Genomic DNA, 15,516 nt, shown 5'->3' with positions numbered 1-15,516 from the left:
TTCGGGAGTATAACCGATCAACTGTGAAGTTATTTCAGCCCTTCGTCAGAAATTTCCGGGACCGGCGGCAATAGCAGCGACAGACGAAATGCCGCGCCGCCTTCGGGCCGGTTCTCTGCCCAGATCTGGCCGCCGTGGCTCTCGATAATGGTTTTACAGATCGCCAGACCCAGCCCGACGCCCGGCACTGCCGACTCTTTATCACCCCGTGAGAATTTATCGAATATCCGGCTTAACTCCCCTTCGGCAATACCCGGCCCGCCATCCCAGACCGCAATTTCCAGCCGTGTTGCTGCACGCCAGGCGCGAATGCCGCGCGGTGCACAATTACCGGCATACTTCAGGCTGTTCTCAATCAGGTTCGTGAAGACCCGCTCCAGCAGCGTGCTGTCGCCTTTGATCAGCACGATATCGTCCGGCAGATCGAGCTGAACCTCATGCCCTTTCAGCGACGGCCCCATGCTGCTCAGTGCCCCGCCAACCACCTCTTCCAGCGCCAGCCACTCTTCACGCAGATTGAGGCCGCCAGACTGAATGCGCGCCATATCCAGCATGTTGCTCACCAGCCGGATGGTGCTCAGCGTCTGCTCACGGATCTGACTGGCCTGCGGCACATATTTTGAGTTGTCGCTGGCCAGGTCGAGCATCAGCATTTCCGCCTGACCAAACAGCACGGTCAGCGGGGTGCGCAGGTCGTGCGACAGCGCTGACAGCAGCGCATTGCGCAGCTGTTCACGCTCCGCCGAGAGCCGGGACGCCGCCTCGCTGTGCGACAGCGCCATGCGCTCCAGCGCGTTAGCAATCAGCACCGTAAAGGTCTCCACCAACCGCTGCTGCTCGGGGATCATCAGCTGACGCAGGTTCTGCGGCTCCACCACCAGCAGACCACGGCAGTGCGCGCCGCTTTTCAGTGGCAGAATCTGATAAGGCACCGCCGGTAAGGTATCGGTGCCCGCGCCCGCTGGCTGGCCTTTGCTGTAACTCCATTTGGCAATCGCGCGATCCGGCTCGCTGGCCGGTAACGCATCGCCCACCGGTTGCAGTTCGCCCTGCTCATCCGGCAGCAACAGCAGGCAACGCGCCTGTAACGTGGCGTCGAGTACCCGCTGGCTGGCGGCGGCGATATCCTGCGGCGTTAACGCAGTGCCCAGCGATTTCGCCATCTCATAGAGCTGGCGCGCCCGTTGCTCACGGTAGCGCGCCACCCGCGCCTGATAGCGCACGCCGGCCGTGAGATTGCCGACGATCACGCCCACCGCCAGCATCACGCCAAAGGTCACCAGATATTGCAGGTCAGAGACCGCCACCGTGCCGGTAGGCGCAACAAAGAACAGGTCAAAGGCGACGATATTCATCACCGTGGCGATAACCGACGGCCAGCGGCCATAACGCAGCGCCACGATCACCACCGCCAGCAGGTAGATCATTACGCAGTTGGCGGGATCGAAACTGATCAGCACCGACTGTCCGGCCACGGTGACAAGAATACAGAGCACCAGCGCCATGATTACGCCGCGCAGCTGAATACGCCATTTTTCGCTGGTGACGCCCCCCTCCGGCAGCGGATGTGGCGCATCCTTCAGCGGCTCATCCAGCGCCACCACCAGCAGGTCGAGATCAGGGCCGAGCTGGCCCAGCCGTTCGGCAAAACTGTCACGCCGCCAGCGCCGCAGCGGGCGACGGCCGGTAACAATTTTGCCCAGATTATGTTCGCGTGCGTAACGCAGTACCGCTTCGGCTTCATCCGGCTCAGAGAGCGTGGCGGTTTCTGCGCCCAGCTCCTGCGCCAGCTGTAACGTGCGCAGAATCGCCCGTCGCCGCGCTTCCGGTAGCCGGTTAAGCCGGGGCGTTTCGACATAGACCGCGTGCCATTCACTGCCGAGCCGCGCCGCCAGTCGGGCGGCGGTACGCACCAGCTTTTCACTGCCGCTGTCGTCGCCAATGCACAGCAGAATGGCGTCGCGGGTATGCCAGACGCGATCCCGCCCCTGCTGATCGCGCCAGGCGCGCATCTGATCATCCACCCGATCGGCGGTGCGGCGCAGGGCCAGCTCACGCAGGGCGAACAGATTACCTTTGCGGAAAAAGTTTTCGATGGCGCGTTCCGCACGATCGCCAATGTAAACTTTGCCCTCTTTCAGCCGCTGCCGCAGATCGTCGGGCGGCAGATCGACCAGCACCACCTCGTCAGCACTGTCGAAAAAGGGATCGGGTACGGTTTCGCGCACCTGAATGCCGGTCACGCCGCCTACCACATCGTTGAGGCTTTCAAGATGCTGCACGTTGACGGTGGTCAGGACGTCAATGCCCGCTTCCAGCAGCTCCTCGATATCCTGCCAGCGCTTGGGATGGCGTGAACCCTGCACGTTGGTGTGCGCCAGCTCATCCATCAGGATTACCGCTGGATGGCGAGCCAGCGCGGCATCGAGATCAAACTCCGCATGACGTGAGCGACCGGTCGCGCGACGCGGCAGCAGGGTTAACCCTGTCAACAGCTGCGCGGTTTCCGGCCGGTCATGCGTCTCCACCACGCCGATCAACACATCCAGACCCTGCGCACGCAGCCGTTGCGCCTCCTGCAGCATGGCGTAGGTTTTGCCCACGCCAGCACAGGCGCCAAAGTAAATCTTCAGCTGCCCGCGATGCGTTTCGCGGTTCGCCTGCAGCAGCGCGTCGGGATCGGGACGCTGGGGTTCGTGGTTCATCGCTTCCTTAGAGCCTATGCCAGTAGGCGTAATTGTTGCAGACAGTCTGGACACGGACAGCGCGGAACAACCGGAGCGTACACGTAGTACGTGAGGATTACTCGATGCGCTCGCCCCTTCAGGGCCGCCCTGACGGGCGCTCAGGTTGCTAACGCAGCCTGTGTGAGCACTGCCCAGGTTCAGACTGACAAATAAAATAGCCTAATGGGATAGGCTCTTAACACCATTACAGTTCGTTGAGCGCCCTATTCAGCTGCAACACGTTGAGGGTCGGCGTGCCGAGGAAGGGCAGCAGCGGACGATGCGTCATCTTTTCGATCAGCGCCTCGACCTGCGCCACCGGCAGCTGACGGCTGGCGGCGATACGCGGTGCCTGCCAAAGGGCAGCGTGTGGCGAAATATCCGGGTCCAGCCCGCTGGCAGAGGCGGTGACCAGCTCAACCGGCACGGCGGCAGGAGCCTGCGGATTCGCGGCCCGTAGCGCAGCGACGCGTTCTGCTACCGTTTTGTCCAGCGCCGGGTTGCTGGCGGCCAGATTGCTGCCCCCTGATGAGAGCGGGTTATACGGTTTATCCCTGGTGGCTGAAGGGCGGCCCCAGAAATAGTTGGGCTGGGTAAAGTGCTGGCCAATCAGCGCGGACCCGTACGCCACGCCATCCTTCTTCAGCAGCGAGCCACTGGCCTGGGCCGGAAACAGCCACTGCGCCAGACCGGTGGTGAGCAAAGGATAAACCACGCCAGTGACAAGCGTAAGCAGCAACAACAGTAAAATTGCCGGACGTAACTGACTCATTTTTTTCTCCTCAGGCCATGCCTGAAAACACTAACAGCAGATCGATCGCTTTGATGCCGACAAACGGCACCAACAGGCCACCCAGACCATAAATCAGCAGATTGCGGCGCAGCAGTGCAGCCGCACTCAGTGGGCGATAGCTGACGCCTTTCAGAGCCAGCGGGATCAGGAAAATAATCACCAGGGCGTTAAAAATCACCGCCGACAGAATGGCGCTGGCGGGCGAGTGCAGGTGCATTACGTTAAGCATGTTGAGCTGTGGCCAGGTCGCCGCAAATGCCGCCGGAATAATGGCGAAATATTTCGCCACGTCGTTGGCGATACTGAAGGTGGTCAGCGATCCGCGCGTCATCAGCATCTGTTTACCGATGTGCACCACTTCCAGCAGCTTGGTCGGGTTTGAGTCGAGATCGACCATGTTGCCCGCCTCTTTCGCCGCCTGCGTACCGGAGTTCATCGCCACCGCCACATCCGCCTGCGCCAGTGCAGGCGCATCGTTGGTGCCGTCGCCGGTCATCGCCACTAACCGCCCTTCCGCCTGATACTGGCGGATCAGCGCCAGCTTGGCTTCCGGCGTCGCCTCGGAGAGAAAGTCATCCACGCCCGCTTCCGCTGCAATCGCCGCGGCGGTCAGCGGATTATCGCCGGTGATCATCACCGTTTTAATGCCCATTTTGCGCAGCTCGGCAAAGCGCTCTTTGATGCCGCCTTTCACGATATCTTTCAGCGCCACCACGCCCAGCACGGTCGCGCCCTCGGCCACCACCAGCGGCGTACCGCCGCTGCGTGCCACCTCTTCCACCTGCGCATTAACCCCGGCAGGGAAACGGCCATGACTCGCTTCGATATGGCGGCGCACCGCATCGACCGCGCCTTTGCGGATCAGTCGGTCCTGCACGTTCACGCCACTCATGCGGGTCTGCGCTGAGAACGGAATAAAGCTCGCGCCCATGCTGCTGAGATCGCGTTCACGCAGATTAAATCGCTGTTTCGCCAGCACCACGATGCTGCGGCCTTCTGGTGTCTCATCGGCCAGCGAGGCGAGCTGTGCAGCGTCCGCCAGTTGCTCTTCGCTCATGCCCGGCGCGGGCAGAAACTGCGTTGCCTGACGGTTACCCAGCGTGATGGTGCCGGTTTTGTCCAGCATCAGCACATCCACATCGCCTGCCGCTTCGACCGCCCGACCGCTGGTGGCGATCACGTTAGCACCCAGCATCCGGCTCATCCCCGCTACGCCAATCGCCGACAGCAAGCCGCCGATAGTGGTTGGGATCAGACAGACCAGCAGCGCCACCAGCACGGTGATGCTGACCGGCGTTCCGCTCCACGCCGAGAACGGCCAGAGCGTGACGGTCGCCAGCAGGAACACGATGGTCAGTGACACCAGCAGGATGGTCAGGGCGATCTCATTCGGGGTTTTGCGGCGTTTCGCGCCTTCCACCATGGCGATCATCCGGTCAAGGAAGGTTTCGCCGGGGTTGGCACTACAGGTGATCACCAGCCAGTCAGAGAGAATGCGGGTACCGCCGGTGACAGAGGCAAAGTCACCGCCCGATTCGCGGATCACGGGTGCGGACTCACCGGTAATGGCGCTCTCATCCACCGAGGCTCCGCCCTCCATCACTTCACCGTCGCAGGGAATGATGTCGCCCGCTTCTACCAGTACCGCGTCGCCTTTGCGCAGCTGATCGGCGCCCACCTGCTGCCATTCGGCGCCATAGCGCGCCGCTGACAGTTTTTTGGCAAAGTGGGTCTTTTTCACCTTTTTCAGGCTGCTGGCCTGGGCTTTACTGCGTCCTTCTGCCAGCGCCTCCGCCAGATTGGCGAACAGCACGGTAAACCAGAGCCAGAGCGCAATCGCCCCGGTAAAGCTGGCGCTGCCGCTGAGGCGGCCGGTCAGCATCGCCAGCGCCAGCAGCGTGGTCAGAATGCTGCCGAGCCAGACCACAAACATCACCGGGTTACGGAACTGCACCCGAGGATCGAGCTTTTTCACCGCATCCCAGGCCGAGGTACGCAGCAGCGCTGCGTCAAATAACGCCAGTTGTTGACGACTCATGAGGATTGTCCCTGAACAAGTTGCAGATGCTCAGCCACCGGGCCCAGCGCCAGAGCAGGAATAAAGGTCAGTGCACCCACCAGCAGCACTGTGCCGATTAGCAGGGCAATAAACAGCGGACCGTGGGTGGGCAGCGTGCCATTACCCACCGGCTGCACTTTTTTCACCGCCATCGCACCAGCAATCGCCATTACCGGAATGATGATGCCAAAGCGTCCCAGCAGCATGCAGACCGCCAGTAACAGGTTCCAGAACGGCGTGTTGGCACTTAGTCCGGCAAAGGCGCTGCCGTTGTTGTTGGACGCCGAGGAGACCGCGTAGAGCACTTCGCTGAAGCCGTGAATTCCTGGGTTCGCCATGGCACTGCGTCCGGCGTCAGTCATCATCGCCAGTGCGGTGCCGATCAGCACCAGCGCCGGGGTAACCAGAATCGCCAGCGCGGTCATTTTCATCTCCCACACATCGACTTTTTTGCCCAGGAACTCCGGGGTACGGCCAATCATCAGTCCGGCGATAAACACCGCCAGCAGCACAAACAGCAGCATGCCGTAGAGACCGGCACCGACGCCGCCAAACACGACCTCGCCTAGCTGCATCAGCCACATCGGCACCATGCCGCCCAGCGCGGTAAAGGAGTCGTGCATGGCATTGACCGCACCGCAGGAAGCCGCGGTGGTGATGACCGCGAACAGGCTGCTGTTAAGCATGCCAAAGCGTGTTTCTTTACCTTCCATGTTGACGGCGCTGTCGGCCCCCAACGGAAGGAAATGCGGGTTGCCCTGCAGTTCGGCCCACATCACGACCGCCACCGCCGCCACAAATATCAGCGTCATTGCCCACAGCAGCATGTGACCCTGACGACGGTCACGCACGCTTTCGCCAAACGCAAAACAGAGCGCTGCCGGGATCAGGAAGATACTCAGCATCTGCACCAGGTTAGTCAGCACGGTCGGGTTTTCAAACGGATGGGCGGAGTTGGCGTTAAAGAAGCCGCCACCGTTGGTGCCCAGCATTTTGATCGCTTCCTGCGACGCCACCGGCCCCATCGACAGGGTCTGCTGCACACCTTCCAGCGTAGAGACGCTGTGATAAGGCGCAACGTTCTGAATGCTGCCCTGACTGACAAAGAACAGCGCGATCAGCAGGCTGATGGGCAGTAAGACATAGAGCGTGATGCGCGTCAGGTCGCGCCAGGCGTTACCCAGCGTCGCGCTGCTGCGACTGGCGAAGCCACGGATTAGCGCAAACGCCACGGCGATACCGGTCGCGGCAGAGAGGAAGTTCTGCACCGTCAGGCCCACCATCTGACTGAAATAGCTCAGGGTGCTTTCGCCGCTGTAGGACTGCCAGTTGGTATTGGTCACGAAGCTCACGGCGGTGTTTAGCGCCAGATGCCAGCTCAGTCCTGGCATCTGCTGTGGATTCAGCGGCAGCGCGCCCTGCAACAGCAATATGGCCAGCAGCACCACGAAACCCAGCGCATTAAAGAGCAGGATGGCCAGCAGGTAGTGCGGCCAGCGCATGTCCGACTGTTGCGCGCCCAGCAGTCGCCACAGCGGCGCTTCCAGGCAGGCAAACACTGGCTTGTCAGCCACTAACGACGCCAGACGCCGTCCGAGCGGCTGCGCCAGCACCATCAGCAGCACCAGATAAAATGCGATGAGCAAAAAAGCATTGGCCGCCATCAGAACGCCTCCGCATTTAACAGGGCATAGATCAGATAGCCCAGTAACAACACCACCAGCACAATGCCGGTTATTACGCCCACGCTCACAGGAACCTCCAGAGGATTGGATTTGTGGCTTAGCTTGCGCGGAGAAGTATAAAGAAGGGGTTAAAATGCAGCGGGCGGGCATAAAAATAGTGTAAAAATGGCGAAGAATCAGGCGACTTCCAACGCCCAGATACGATTGAGATCGACATTACCCCACAGCGTGCTGTCTTCTGCGCCCACAATGCTGTCGGTGCAGAAGCTGTCGCCGAGGTCAAGCTCTTCCGGTTTTACTTCACGCTGGGCGTGCAGCGACCAGAAGACATGAACACAGGGACGCATCAGCGATTTTTCACCCGCTTTTACCACCAGCGCCACCCGGCCGGAAGCCAGACGCACCAGCGATCCCACCGGATAGATGCCGATAGTCCGCACGAAAGTGTGCAGCACGCCAGGATCGAAATGGCCGCGCCAGCTTAGCATCTGGTGCATCGCCTCCGCGGGTGTCCAGCCGTTGCGATAGGAACGGGTCGAGGTTACGGCATCATAGACATCACACACCGCCGCCATGCGGGCGTAGAACGAAATCGCCTCGCCTTTCAGGCGGTGCGGATAGCCGCTGCCATCATATTTCTCATGATGATGCAGGGCGATATCGAGCAGATCGTCATCGGCGTTGGCTTCTATCAGCATCTGCGTGCCGACCACCGGATGCTCACGCATCACCCTGAACTCCTCTTCGGTCAGCTTGCCCGCTTTGTTCAGGATCGCCAGCGGGACGGCTGCTTTACCGACATCATGCAGTAACCCCCCCATGCCCACCCGGCGCAGCTGCTGCTCATCCAGCCCGAGCTTTTTGCCCAGCGCGATCATCAGCCCGCAGACCGCCATTGAGTGCAGGTAGGTATAGTCATCATGATTTTTCAGCCGCGCCACGCTCAGCATCGCTGAGGGTTCACGCGTGATTGAGCCGGCGATTTCATCCACCAGCTCCATCATGTAGTCCAGCTTCAGGCCGTTACCCAATCGCGCCTCGTTGAACATCGCCAGCAGTTTGGGTTTGCCCTGCTGAAAGATCAGCTGTGCCTGATCCAGTTCCTGAAAAAACGGGGTCCGCCCAATGGTTCTTTTCGCGACCGAGGAGGCGATCGGCGCCTGTACGGATCGAGCAAGGTCGATCCAGAGCTGGCGGATCCCTTCACTGCGTAACGTGGCGATTTGCCGTGGATCGGTGATCAGCATCTGATTATGCATGCGCTGGTCTTTAATCCACCAGACCTCCAGCTTGTGGATAAACATCCCTGGCCGCAATTCATCAATGGTAATCAGCTTTATCACGCTATTACTCCTTAATATCAGCGGGTGATAAGGTGATATCGGCAGCTGGACAAATATTCTTCAGGCTGTTTTGTGCGGAGGCGACGGTCTGGTGAGTGGTCAGAGGAGAGGTGAACTCCTTCAGAGAAAGCGTCAGAACAGCGTGCAGGTCCAGACTGAGCAGTACAAAAAAGCCGTCATCATTCATGAAAGATGACGGCTTTTCACATATCCGTCAGGCGTGACCAGAGGGCCGGCGTGAGGCCATACATCTTTTTAGCTCCGAAGCGATCACGTAACAGTCCGCCAACAACGACAAAATGGCGATTGCCCAGGCGAAACCGAAGAAAACCCTTATGGGGGGCGGCTTTGATGCCACGCCGGATGGCCGGAAAGCACGGTCAAGCGGCAAACTGGCCGTCACCGTGTTCCAGGCTGCCGTGGGTCAGGACAAAAAATTGGTCGGGGTGGCGCAGCAGATGAGCAAAGGGGAAAAAGTCGATTCCCACCAGTGGATCCCGTTTGAACGGGTGACGCAGCAGAACATGCAGCAATCCAGCACTAAAAATCCGTAAGGCAAGGCGGAGCGGCAGTGCTGCCGCTCCGGTTATCACTTCTCGTGCAGCAGCTTCGCCATGATCACCACATCACATAGCTGACCGTCGCGGAGTGCGGCCTGCTGCATCACCCCTTCCCGCTCAAAGCCCAGCCGCGCATAGAGCCGCAGCGCACGTTCGTTGTCGTGAAACACCTCAAGCTGCATACGGGTGATCCCCAGCCAGTTACGTGAGTAGTCGAGCGCGGTGCGGATCAATCGTTCGCCAACGCCGCGACCGGCAAAATCGGGATTGACGCCCAGCCCAAAACTGATGCAGTGGCGGGTGCGCGGTTTGTTATCCACAAACAACGTTAGCTCACCGGCCAGCGCACCATCAATTTCCGCCACAAAGGCGATAAACCCTTCGGCATCCATTCTGGCGAATTTTTTCTCCCAGGTGGCAACGCTGGGAAACGGCAACTGCAGGGTCCAGGGATAGACGTCGGGATGACTGTAGAGCCGCTGATAGGCGGCAGCGTCCTGCGGTTCTCGTGCCCGGATAATGATTTCCATATTTTCTCCTTTTAGCCGAACGGGATTCATGCACTAAGCTGTAGCTCTTTACCGGACGGAAAGAGTATCGCTATGTTGTATCGTCGTTTTGAGCGTTTTATCAATATTTTTCATGACGCGCCCACCGATTCGCCACCCTCAACGGTCTGGTCGTTTTACCTCTATTATCTGCGTCAGGTCTGGCCCAGTTTTGCCGCGCTACTGGTGGTGGGGCTGGCTTCAGCCCTGATCGAAGTATCGCTGTTCAGCTACCTGAGCCGCATTATCGATATGGTCAATCACTCCACACCCGCCACCCTGTTCCGGGATAACTGGCCCATCCTGCTGTGGATGGGGGCGGTGGCGCTGATTCTGCGACCGATTTTTATCGCCCTGCACGACATGCTGGTGCATCAGAGCATCAGCCCGAGTATGACCAGCATGATTCGCTGGCAGAATCACAACTACGTGCTGCGCCAGAGCCTCAACTTCTTTCAGAGCGATTTCGCCGGTCGCATCGCCCAGCGCATTATGCAGACCGGCAATTCACTGCGTGATTCCGCCGTACAACTGGTGGATGCCATCTGGCATGTGCTGATCTACGCCGTGACCTCGCTGGTGCTGTTTGCCGGTGCCGACTGGCGGCTGATGATCCCGCTGATTCTGTGGATGGTGGCCTACAGCGCCTCGCTGCGTTTCTTTGTGCCGCGCGTCAAGGCGCGCTCAGTGGTCTCCTCGGAAGCGCGCTCAAAGCTGATGGGAACCATTGTTGACGGCTACACCAACATCGCCACCATCAAGCTGTTCGCCCACAGCGATCTGGAACGTCAGTACGCCCGCGAGGCGATTCAGGAGCAGACCGATAAAACCCAGCATGCCAGCCGCATGGTCACCAGCATGGATCTGACGCTATCGGCGCTGAACGGTCTGCTGATTGTCTCAACCTCCGGCCTGGCATTATGGTTGTGGAGTCAGTCGCTGATAAGCGTCGGGGCGATTGCGCTGGCGACCGGTCTGGTGATCCGCCTGGTGAATATGTCTGGCTGGATCATGTGGGTGGTCAACGGCATCTTTGAAAATATCGGCATGGTGCAGGATGGCCTGAATACCATTGCGCAACCGCTGAGCGTGCAGGATGCACCGCAGGCGAAGCAGCTTAAGGTGGCGCGCGGCAACATCCGTTTTGAAGATGTGCGCTTCGATTATGGCGGTGGCCGTCAGGTGATCAACGGCTTTAACCTCGACATTAAGCCCGGCGAGAAGATTGGTCTGATTGGTCCTTCGGGTGCGGGTAAATCCACGCTGGTGAACCTGCTGCTGCGCCTTTATGACCTGAACGGTGGGCGGATTGTGATCGACGATCAGGATATCGCCGCCGTGACGCAGGAGAGCCTGCGCAGCCAGATTGGCATGATTACCCAGGATACCTCGCTGCTGCACCGCTCAATCCGTGAAAACCTGCTTTATGGTCGCCCCAATGCCAGCGAGGAAGAGCTGGCGCTTGCCATTCACCGCGCCCGGGCCGATGAATTTATTCCGCTGCTCTCCGACTCGCTGGGCCGCACCGGGCTGGACGCGCACGTGGGCGAGCGCGGCGTGAAACTGTCGGGCGGTCAGCGTCAGCGTGTGGCGATTGCCCGCGTGCTGCTGAAGGATGCGCCGATTCTGATCATGGATGAGGCCACCTCGGCACTCGACTCTGAAGTGGAAGCCGCCATTCAGGAGAGCCTGGAGTCACTGATGCAGGGTAAAACCGTTATCGCTATTGCACACCGCCTGTCGACCATCGCGAAGATGGATCGACTGGTGGTGCTGGATAAAGGCGGTATTGCTGAGATGGGCAGTCATCACGAGCTGCTGACGAAAAACGGTCTCTATGCCCGGTTGTGGCAGCATCAGACCGGCGGGTTTGTCGGCATCGATTAATCGCCACGCCGATAGGGTAAGGCGTCGCGCGCTTCTTCCGCCCAGCCGCGTACGCCCTCCCGCTCCTGCACCAGAAAATCGGCCACCGCATCGCGCAAGCCAGGATGCAGCAGGTAGTGCCAGGAGTGAGTAATCTGCGGCTCAAAGCCGCGCACCAGCTTGTGCTCGCCCTGCGCCCCCGCATCAAACCGCGTCAGCCCTTCATCGAGGGCGAAATCCATCCCCTGATAGAAACAGGTTTCGAAGTGCAGCCGGTCAAACTCCGCCAGACAGCCCCAGTAGCGACCATAGAGCGAGTGGCTGTCCCGCAGATAAAAGGCCATCGCCGCCGGTTGCTGCTGCAGGCGGGCGATCACCACCACAATATTCTGCGGCATGCGTTCCGCCAGCAGACTGAAGAAATCGCGCGTCAGATAAGGCCGCTGACCGCGTACCGCATAGGTGTTGGCATAGCAGGTGTAGACAAAATCCCACTGATCTTCGCGCAGCTGATCACCGCGATAGCGGTCAAACACAAAGCCACTCTGCGCCACCTGCTCTCGCTCTTTACGCAGCTGTTTGCGTTTGCGCGACATCAGCGACTCCAGGAAATCCTGAAAATCGCGGTAGCCACGGTTATGCCAGTGATACTGACAACCAAGCCGTGAGAGCCAGTCAGGCTGAGCGGCCAGCAGCTGGTTTGCCTGCGCATCGGTAAAGTTGATGTGCGCGCCGCTTAAGCCCTGCTGCAACAGGCTATCCGGCAGGGCCGACAGCAACTGCGCGGCAGCAGCGGTTTCCCCCAGCAGGCGCGCGCCGCTGACCGGACTGAAGGGAATCGCCCCCAGCCATTTCGGGTAGTAGCGGATCCCGGCACGCTGGCTGGCATCCGCCCAGGCGTGATCAAAGACATACTCGCCCTGAGAATGATATTTCTGGTAGCCCGGCAGCGCAGCGCGGGTCACGCCATTTTCTCGCCACAGCAGATGATCAGGCTGCCAGCCCGATTGGGGCCGCACGCTGCCGCTCTCCTCTAAGGTGAGAAGAAAGGCGTGGCGCAAAAATGGCTGGTCATCAGGCAACAGCGCATCCCACTCGGCGGCCGGGATCGCCGCCAGTGACGTCAGGTGAATCAGTGACATGAAATACTCCAGGCAACGTCGGGCTGAGATTCAGTCAAGCAGGTTTTACGTGCCAGCGAAAGGGTAAAGGCACGCAAAGTGAAGGCTGCATCGCCTGGCCTCAGTTTCTCTACTGCGACGTTATCCCCACAGGACTTCGCCATGGGTCGACTCGATTGTGACCGGATGTTTGTCACGGTGCTGGAAACCTTTGACACACCACCGCTTGGCCTGCTTGCGGTTTATTCGCCCGCCCGCCATTGGGCACACCGGGCGCGCCTGCTCATCGACTTTCTGGTGACCCACTTTACCCGCTTTCCGCCCCTGTAATTTCTTCCATAATGGAAGAAAAGATTATCTTTCTGACCGCATTATCAGCCGTTTAGTCATCAGTTAAGCTCCTCATGAAATTAAAAGAGGAGTGCCGCGCTGTTAATTGAAGGCAAGTGGAGTAGTGACTGGCATCCTGTACAGGCTACGGATAAACAGGGCGGCTTTGTCCGCCAGACATCCGGTTTTCGACACGTTATCAGCAGCGATGGCTCCACTGAATTTGCTGGCGAACCTGATCGCTACCATCTCTATGTGGCGCTGATCTGCCCGTGGGCATCACGTGCGTTGATCGCTCGTAAACTCAAAGAGCTGGAATCGCTGATTGGTGTGACGGTCGTTGAACCACAACCCGGTGCCCAGGGCTGGCGCTTCGGCAATTTCCCAGGCGCACAGCAGGATCCGCTGAATAATGCGCAATACCTCCATGAAATCTATACCCGCGCCGCGCCCGATTATACGGGCCGGGCCACCGTGCCAGTATTGTGGGACAAGAAAACCAGCACTATCGTCAGCAACGAGTCCGCTGATATTGTGCGCATGTTTAACAACGGCTTTGGCGATCTGGCCGATAACTGCATCGACCTCTACCCCGCCACGCTGCGCACCGAGATTGCCGCGCTGAATGAGAGCCTCTATCCGCGTTTGAATAACGGTGTCTATCGCGCCGGGTTCGCGACTACATCGATCAGCTATCAGCAGGCATTTAATGATGTCTTCAGCCAGCTCGACGAACTGGAAGCCCTGCTCAGCGATGGTCGCACCTTCCTGCTGGGGGAACGGCTGACTGAAACGGATATTCGCCTGTTCGTGCCCCTGATTCGCTTTGACGTCGCCTATCATGGCCTGTTCACATGCAATCTGCGCCGGATACGCGACTATACGTTGCTGAATCGCTATCTTAAAAGCATGTTGTCCGTTTCCGGCGTGCGGGAGGCGGTCAGCATCGATCATATCAAACAGGGTTACTACTCGATCAAGGCGCTAAACCCGAACGGGATCGTTCCGGCTGGCCCGGATCTGAGTGAGTACGGTTTTTAAGGGCATAAGCTAAAGGAGCAATGATGGCAAAAGCACTGGTAATTTTTCTGCATGGCGTGGGCAGTAACGGCGACGATCTGGCACCGATTGGCCGTCACTGGGCGACGCTGTTGCCGGATGTGATTTTTGCCTCACCCAATGCGCCCGAACGTTTTGCCGCAGGCTTTGGCTATCAGTGGTTCAGCCTGACAGAGGTGACGCCAGAGAACCGGCCAGGTCGGGTGCGGGCGGCACGGGCCGCGTTTGACGCGACCCTGAGCGAAATCGTCGCCCGGCACGGCTTCGGCGACCGCTGGCAGGATGTGGTGCTGGTCGGCTTTTCACAGGGGTCGATCATGGCGCTGGATGCGCTGGCGTCTGGCCGTTATCCGCTGGCAGGCGTGGTCGCCTTTTCCGGTCGTCTGGCGATTGACGGTGAACTGACACCGCAACCCCATCTGCCCGCGCTGCTGATCCACGGCCAGGCCGATGAGGTGATCCCGTGGCAGGAGAGCGACTCTGCTGCGGCACGGCTCAGAGCCGCGGCGGTGCCGGTCGAGGCGCGATTTGAACCCGCCACCGGCCATACTATCTCCGCCCAGGGCGCCATGCACGCCGCCGCGTTTATCGCGCAGTGCTTACAGGATTAACCCCAGTAGCGGTTTAATGCCTGCCAGGCACGATGGGCTGCTACATCGGGCGGCAGGCGTTTCAGCGCATCATTAAAGACTTCGATTCCCACCGGCCCCTGATAGCCCGCGCTTTTGAGCTTATCGACAAAGCGTTTAATGTCGATAATGCCATCGCCGGGCAGCAGACGCTGGTGCTTCGCCATCGCCATCAGGCTTTGCTTATCCTGCCCGGGAATGGCGGCCATATCACACAGCTGCACTTCATAGATGCGATCGGCGGGAATGCCGTCCAGCTGCGAGGCGTCGCCCCCCAGCGCGCAGATATGGAAAAGATCGACCACCAGCCCGATATTGGGCTGGTCGAGCCGCTGCAATCGCTGCCACGCCAGCGGCAGTGTGTTGTCCACGCTGCACCAGGCCATCGGCTCATACATAATGCGCATATTGTAGCGCGCGGCTTCAGACGCCATCCAGCGCAGGTCATCATCAATCTGGTCAGCGCAGCAATCCTCACGGGTGCTGGCCGGCGCCTGAATGGTGTCGCAGCCCAGAGCCTGAGCTATCTGAATAAACTGACGCAGCTCTTCGCGCTTCTGTCCGCGCAGCGCGCTGGGGGCGCCGGTGAAATCGCGCAGCACCTGGAGATTGGTAAAGCCGGACCCCTGCCGGGCGGCAATCTCAGCGAGCGCCGCCGCACCGCCCTCGCACGCCTCGACATCCTCGCGCCAGATTTCCACCTGCCCGAAACCGGCGTCGCGCGCCGCCTGGAGCTTCTGGCCGGGTTCACCGTTTAACAACACCAGGTTAAGGAATGTGGGGTTGGTTCGCATTGT

At 59.7% G+C, this 15,516-nt stretch carries 14 protein-coding genes and 1 pseudogene; 5 read left to right on the top strand and 10 right to left on the bottom strand.

Annotated elements, in window-relative coordinates; all coding sequences use genetic code 11:
- Window positions 1-29 precede the first annotated feature (29 nt).
- The 7 genes from kdpD to WFO64_RS12545 all read right to left on the bottom strand — a co-directional run bounded on the left by kdpD (window position 30) and on the right by WFO64_RS12545 (window position 8,793).
- A complete protein-coding gene (gene kdpD, locus WFO64_RS12575; protein WP_337012150.1) occupies window positions 30-2,705 on the bottom strand; it encodes a two-component system sensor histidine kinase KdpD in 2,676 nt (891 codons plus the stop codon).
- Between the two features lie 226 nt (window positions 2,706-2,931).
- Window positions 2,932-3,498, bottom strand: a complete 567-nt coding sequence (kdpC, locus tag WFO64_RS12570; protein ID WP_337012148.1) for a potassium-transporting ATPase subunit KdpC — start codon at window positions 3,496-3,498, stop codon at window positions 2,932-2,934.
- A gap of 10 nt (window positions 3,499-3,508) precedes the next feature.
- Complete coding sequence (gene kdpB / locus WFO64_RS12565; protein WP_337012146.1) at window positions 3,509-5,557, bottom strand: potassium-transporting ATPase subunit KdpB; 2,049 nt, start codon at window positions 5,555-5,557, stop codon at window positions 3,509-3,511.
- A complete protein-coding gene (gene kdpA / locus WFO64_RS12560; protein ID WP_337012144.1) occupies window positions 5,554-7,242 on the bottom strand; it encodes a potassium-transporting ATPase subunit KdpA in 1,689 nt (562 codons plus the stop codon). Before kdpA ends, kdpB begins: the two co-directional genes overlap by 4 nt.
- Window positions 7,242-7,331: a K(+)-transporting ATPase subunit F gene (kdpF, locus tag WFO64_RS12555; protein ID WP_010253443.1), complete on the bottom strand. Its 90-nt coding sequence runs from the start codon at window positions 7,329-7,331 to the stop codon at window positions 7,242-7,244. The genes kdpA and kdpF overlap by 1 nt, the downstream gene beginning before the upstream one ends.
- 108 nt (window positions 7,332-7,439) lie before the next feature.
- On the bottom strand, window positions 7,440-8,606 hold the full coding sequence (locus tag WFO64_RS12550; RefSeq protein WP_337012142.1) for an HD-GYP domain-containing protein: 1,167 nt from the start codon (window positions 8,604-8,606) through the stop codon (window positions 7,440-7,442).
- A 4-nt stretch (window positions 8,607-8,610) separates the two neighbouring features.
- Window positions 8,611-8,793, bottom strand: a complete 183-nt coding sequence (locus tag WFO64_RS12545; RefSeq protein WP_337012140.1) for a hypothetical protein — start codon at window positions 8,791-8,793, stop codon at window positions 8,611-8,613.
- A gap of 94 nt (window positions 8,794-8,887) precedes the next feature.
- Here WFO64_RS12545 and WFO64_RS12540 point away from each other — a divergent pair.
- Window positions 8,888-9,160, top strand: a pseudogene (locus WFO64_RS12540) (rhizopine-binding protein); the annotation flags it as partial.
- Between the two features lie 35 nt (window positions 9,161-9,195).
- On the opposite strand, the gene WFO64_RS12535 reads toward WFO64_RS12540, so the two are convergent.
- Window positions 9,196-9,696, bottom strand: a complete 501-nt coding sequence (locus tag WFO64_RS12535) for a GNAT family N-acetyltransferase (protein WP_337012138.1) — start codon at window positions 9,694-9,696, stop codon at window positions 9,196-9,198.
- Between the two features lie 72 nt (window positions 9,697-9,768).
- Between WFO64_RS12535 and WFO64_RS12530 the strand changes: the two genes are divergently transcribed.
- On the top strand, window positions 9,769-11,601 hold the full coding sequence (locus tag WFO64_RS12530) for an ABC transporter ATP-binding protein (RefSeq protein WP_337012136.1): 1,833 nt from the start codon (window positions 9,769-9,771) through the stop codon (window positions 11,599-11,601).
- On the opposite strand, the gene WFO64_RS12525 is transcribed toward WFO64_RS12530, so the two are convergent.
- On the bottom strand, window positions 11,598-12,722 hold the full coding sequence (locus WFO64_RS12525) for a GNAT family N-acetyltransferase (RefSeq protein WP_337012134.1): 1,125 nt from the start codon (window positions 12,720-12,722) through the stop codon (window positions 11,598-11,600). The genes WFO64_RS12530 and WFO64_RS12525 overlap by 4 nt on opposite strands.
- Window positions 12,723-12,863: 141 nt before the next feature.
- On the opposite strand from WFO64_RS12525, the gene WFO64_RS12520 reads away from it, so the two are divergent.
- From WFO64_RS12520 to WFO64_RS12510, 3 genes are all read left to right on the top strand, one after another.
- Window positions 12,864-13,031 carry a hypothetical protein gene (locus WFO64_RS12520; protein ID WP_442956151.1) on the top strand — a complete coding sequence of 56 codons (168 nt, stop codon included), beginning with the start codon at window positions 12,864-12,866 and terminating at the stop codon, window positions 13,029-13,031.
- A 99-nt stretch (window positions 13,032-13,130) separates the two neighbouring features.
- Window positions 13,131-14,072: a glutathione S-transferase family protein gene (locus tag WFO64_RS12515; protein ID WP_337012487.1), complete on the top strand. Its 942-nt coding sequence runs from the start codon at window positions 13,131-13,133 to the stop codon at window positions 14,070-14,072.
- Between the two features lie 23 nt (window positions 14,073-14,095).
- Window positions 14,096-14,701, top strand: coding sequence for an alpha/beta hydrolase (locus tag WFO64_RS12510; protein WP_337012132.1), 606 nt, complete (start codon window positions 14,096-14,098; stop codon window positions 14,699-14,701).
- Here the strand turns inward: WFO64_RS12510 and WFO64_RS12505 are convergent.
- Window positions 14,698-15,513 (bottom strand): sugar phosphate isomerase/epimerase family protein, encoded by an 816-nt coding sequence (locus WFO64_RS12505; protein ID WP_337012130.1) that lies wholly within the window; start codon window positions 15,511-15,513, stop codon window positions 14,698-14,700. The two genes, WFO64_RS12510 and WFO64_RS12505, sit on opposite strands and share 4 nt — an antisense overlap.
- Between the last annotated feature and the right edge of the window lie 3 nt (window positions 15,514-15,516).

The organism is Pantoea sp. AS142, assembly GCF_037152305.1.
In the GTDB taxonomy this organism is placed as follows: Bacteria; Pseudomonadota; Gammaproteobacteria; order Enterobacterales; family Enterobacteriaceae; genus Pantoea.
Note: the sequence above shows the minus strand (reverse complement) of the source record. Positions and strands in the feature narration are given on the sequence as shown.

Coding starts and splice junctions, on each gene's coding strand:
- kdpD (WP_337012150.1), bottom strand. CDS start 2,705: ATGAACCACGAACCCCAGCGTCCCGATCCCGACGCGCTGCTGCAGGCG.
- kdpC (WP_337012148.1), bottom strand. CDS start 3,498: ATGAGTCAGTTACGTCCGGCAATTTTACTGTTGTTGCTGCTTACGCTT.
- kdpB (WP_337012146.1), bottom strand. CDS start 5,557: ATGAGTCGTCAACAACTGGCGTTATTTGACGCAGCGCTGCTGCGTACC.
- kdpA (WP_337012144.1), bottom strand. CDS start 7,242: ATGGCGGCCAATGCTTTTTTGCTCATCGCATTTTATCTGGTGCTGCTG.
- WFO64_RS12545 (WP_337012140.1), bottom strand. CDS start 8,793: ATGAATGATGACGGCTTTTTTGTACTGCTCAGTCTGGACCTGCACGCT.
- WFO64_RS12535 (WP_337012138.1), bottom strand. CDS start 9,696: ATGGAAATCATTATCCGGGCACGAGAACCGCAGGACGCTGCCGCCTAT.
- WFO64_RS12530 (WP_337012136.1), top strand. CDS start 9,769: ATGTTGTATCGTCGTTTTGAGCGTTTTATCAATATTTTTCATGACGCG.
- WFO64_RS12525 (WP_337012134.1), bottom strand. CDS start 12,722: ATGTCACTGATTCACCTGACGTCACTGGCGGCGATCCCGGCCGCCGAG.
- WFO64_RS12520 (WP_442956151.1), top strand. CDS start 12,864: ATGGGTCGACTCGATTGTGACCGGATGTTTGTCACGGTGCTGGAAACC.
- WFO64_RS12510 (WP_337012132.1), top strand. CDS start 14,096: ATGGCAAAAGCACTGGTAATTTTTCTGCATGGCGTGGGCAGTAACGGC.
- WFO64_RS12505 (WP_337012130.1), bottom strand. CDS start 15,513: ATGCGAACCAACCCCACATTCCTTAACCTGGTGTTGTTAAACGGTGAA.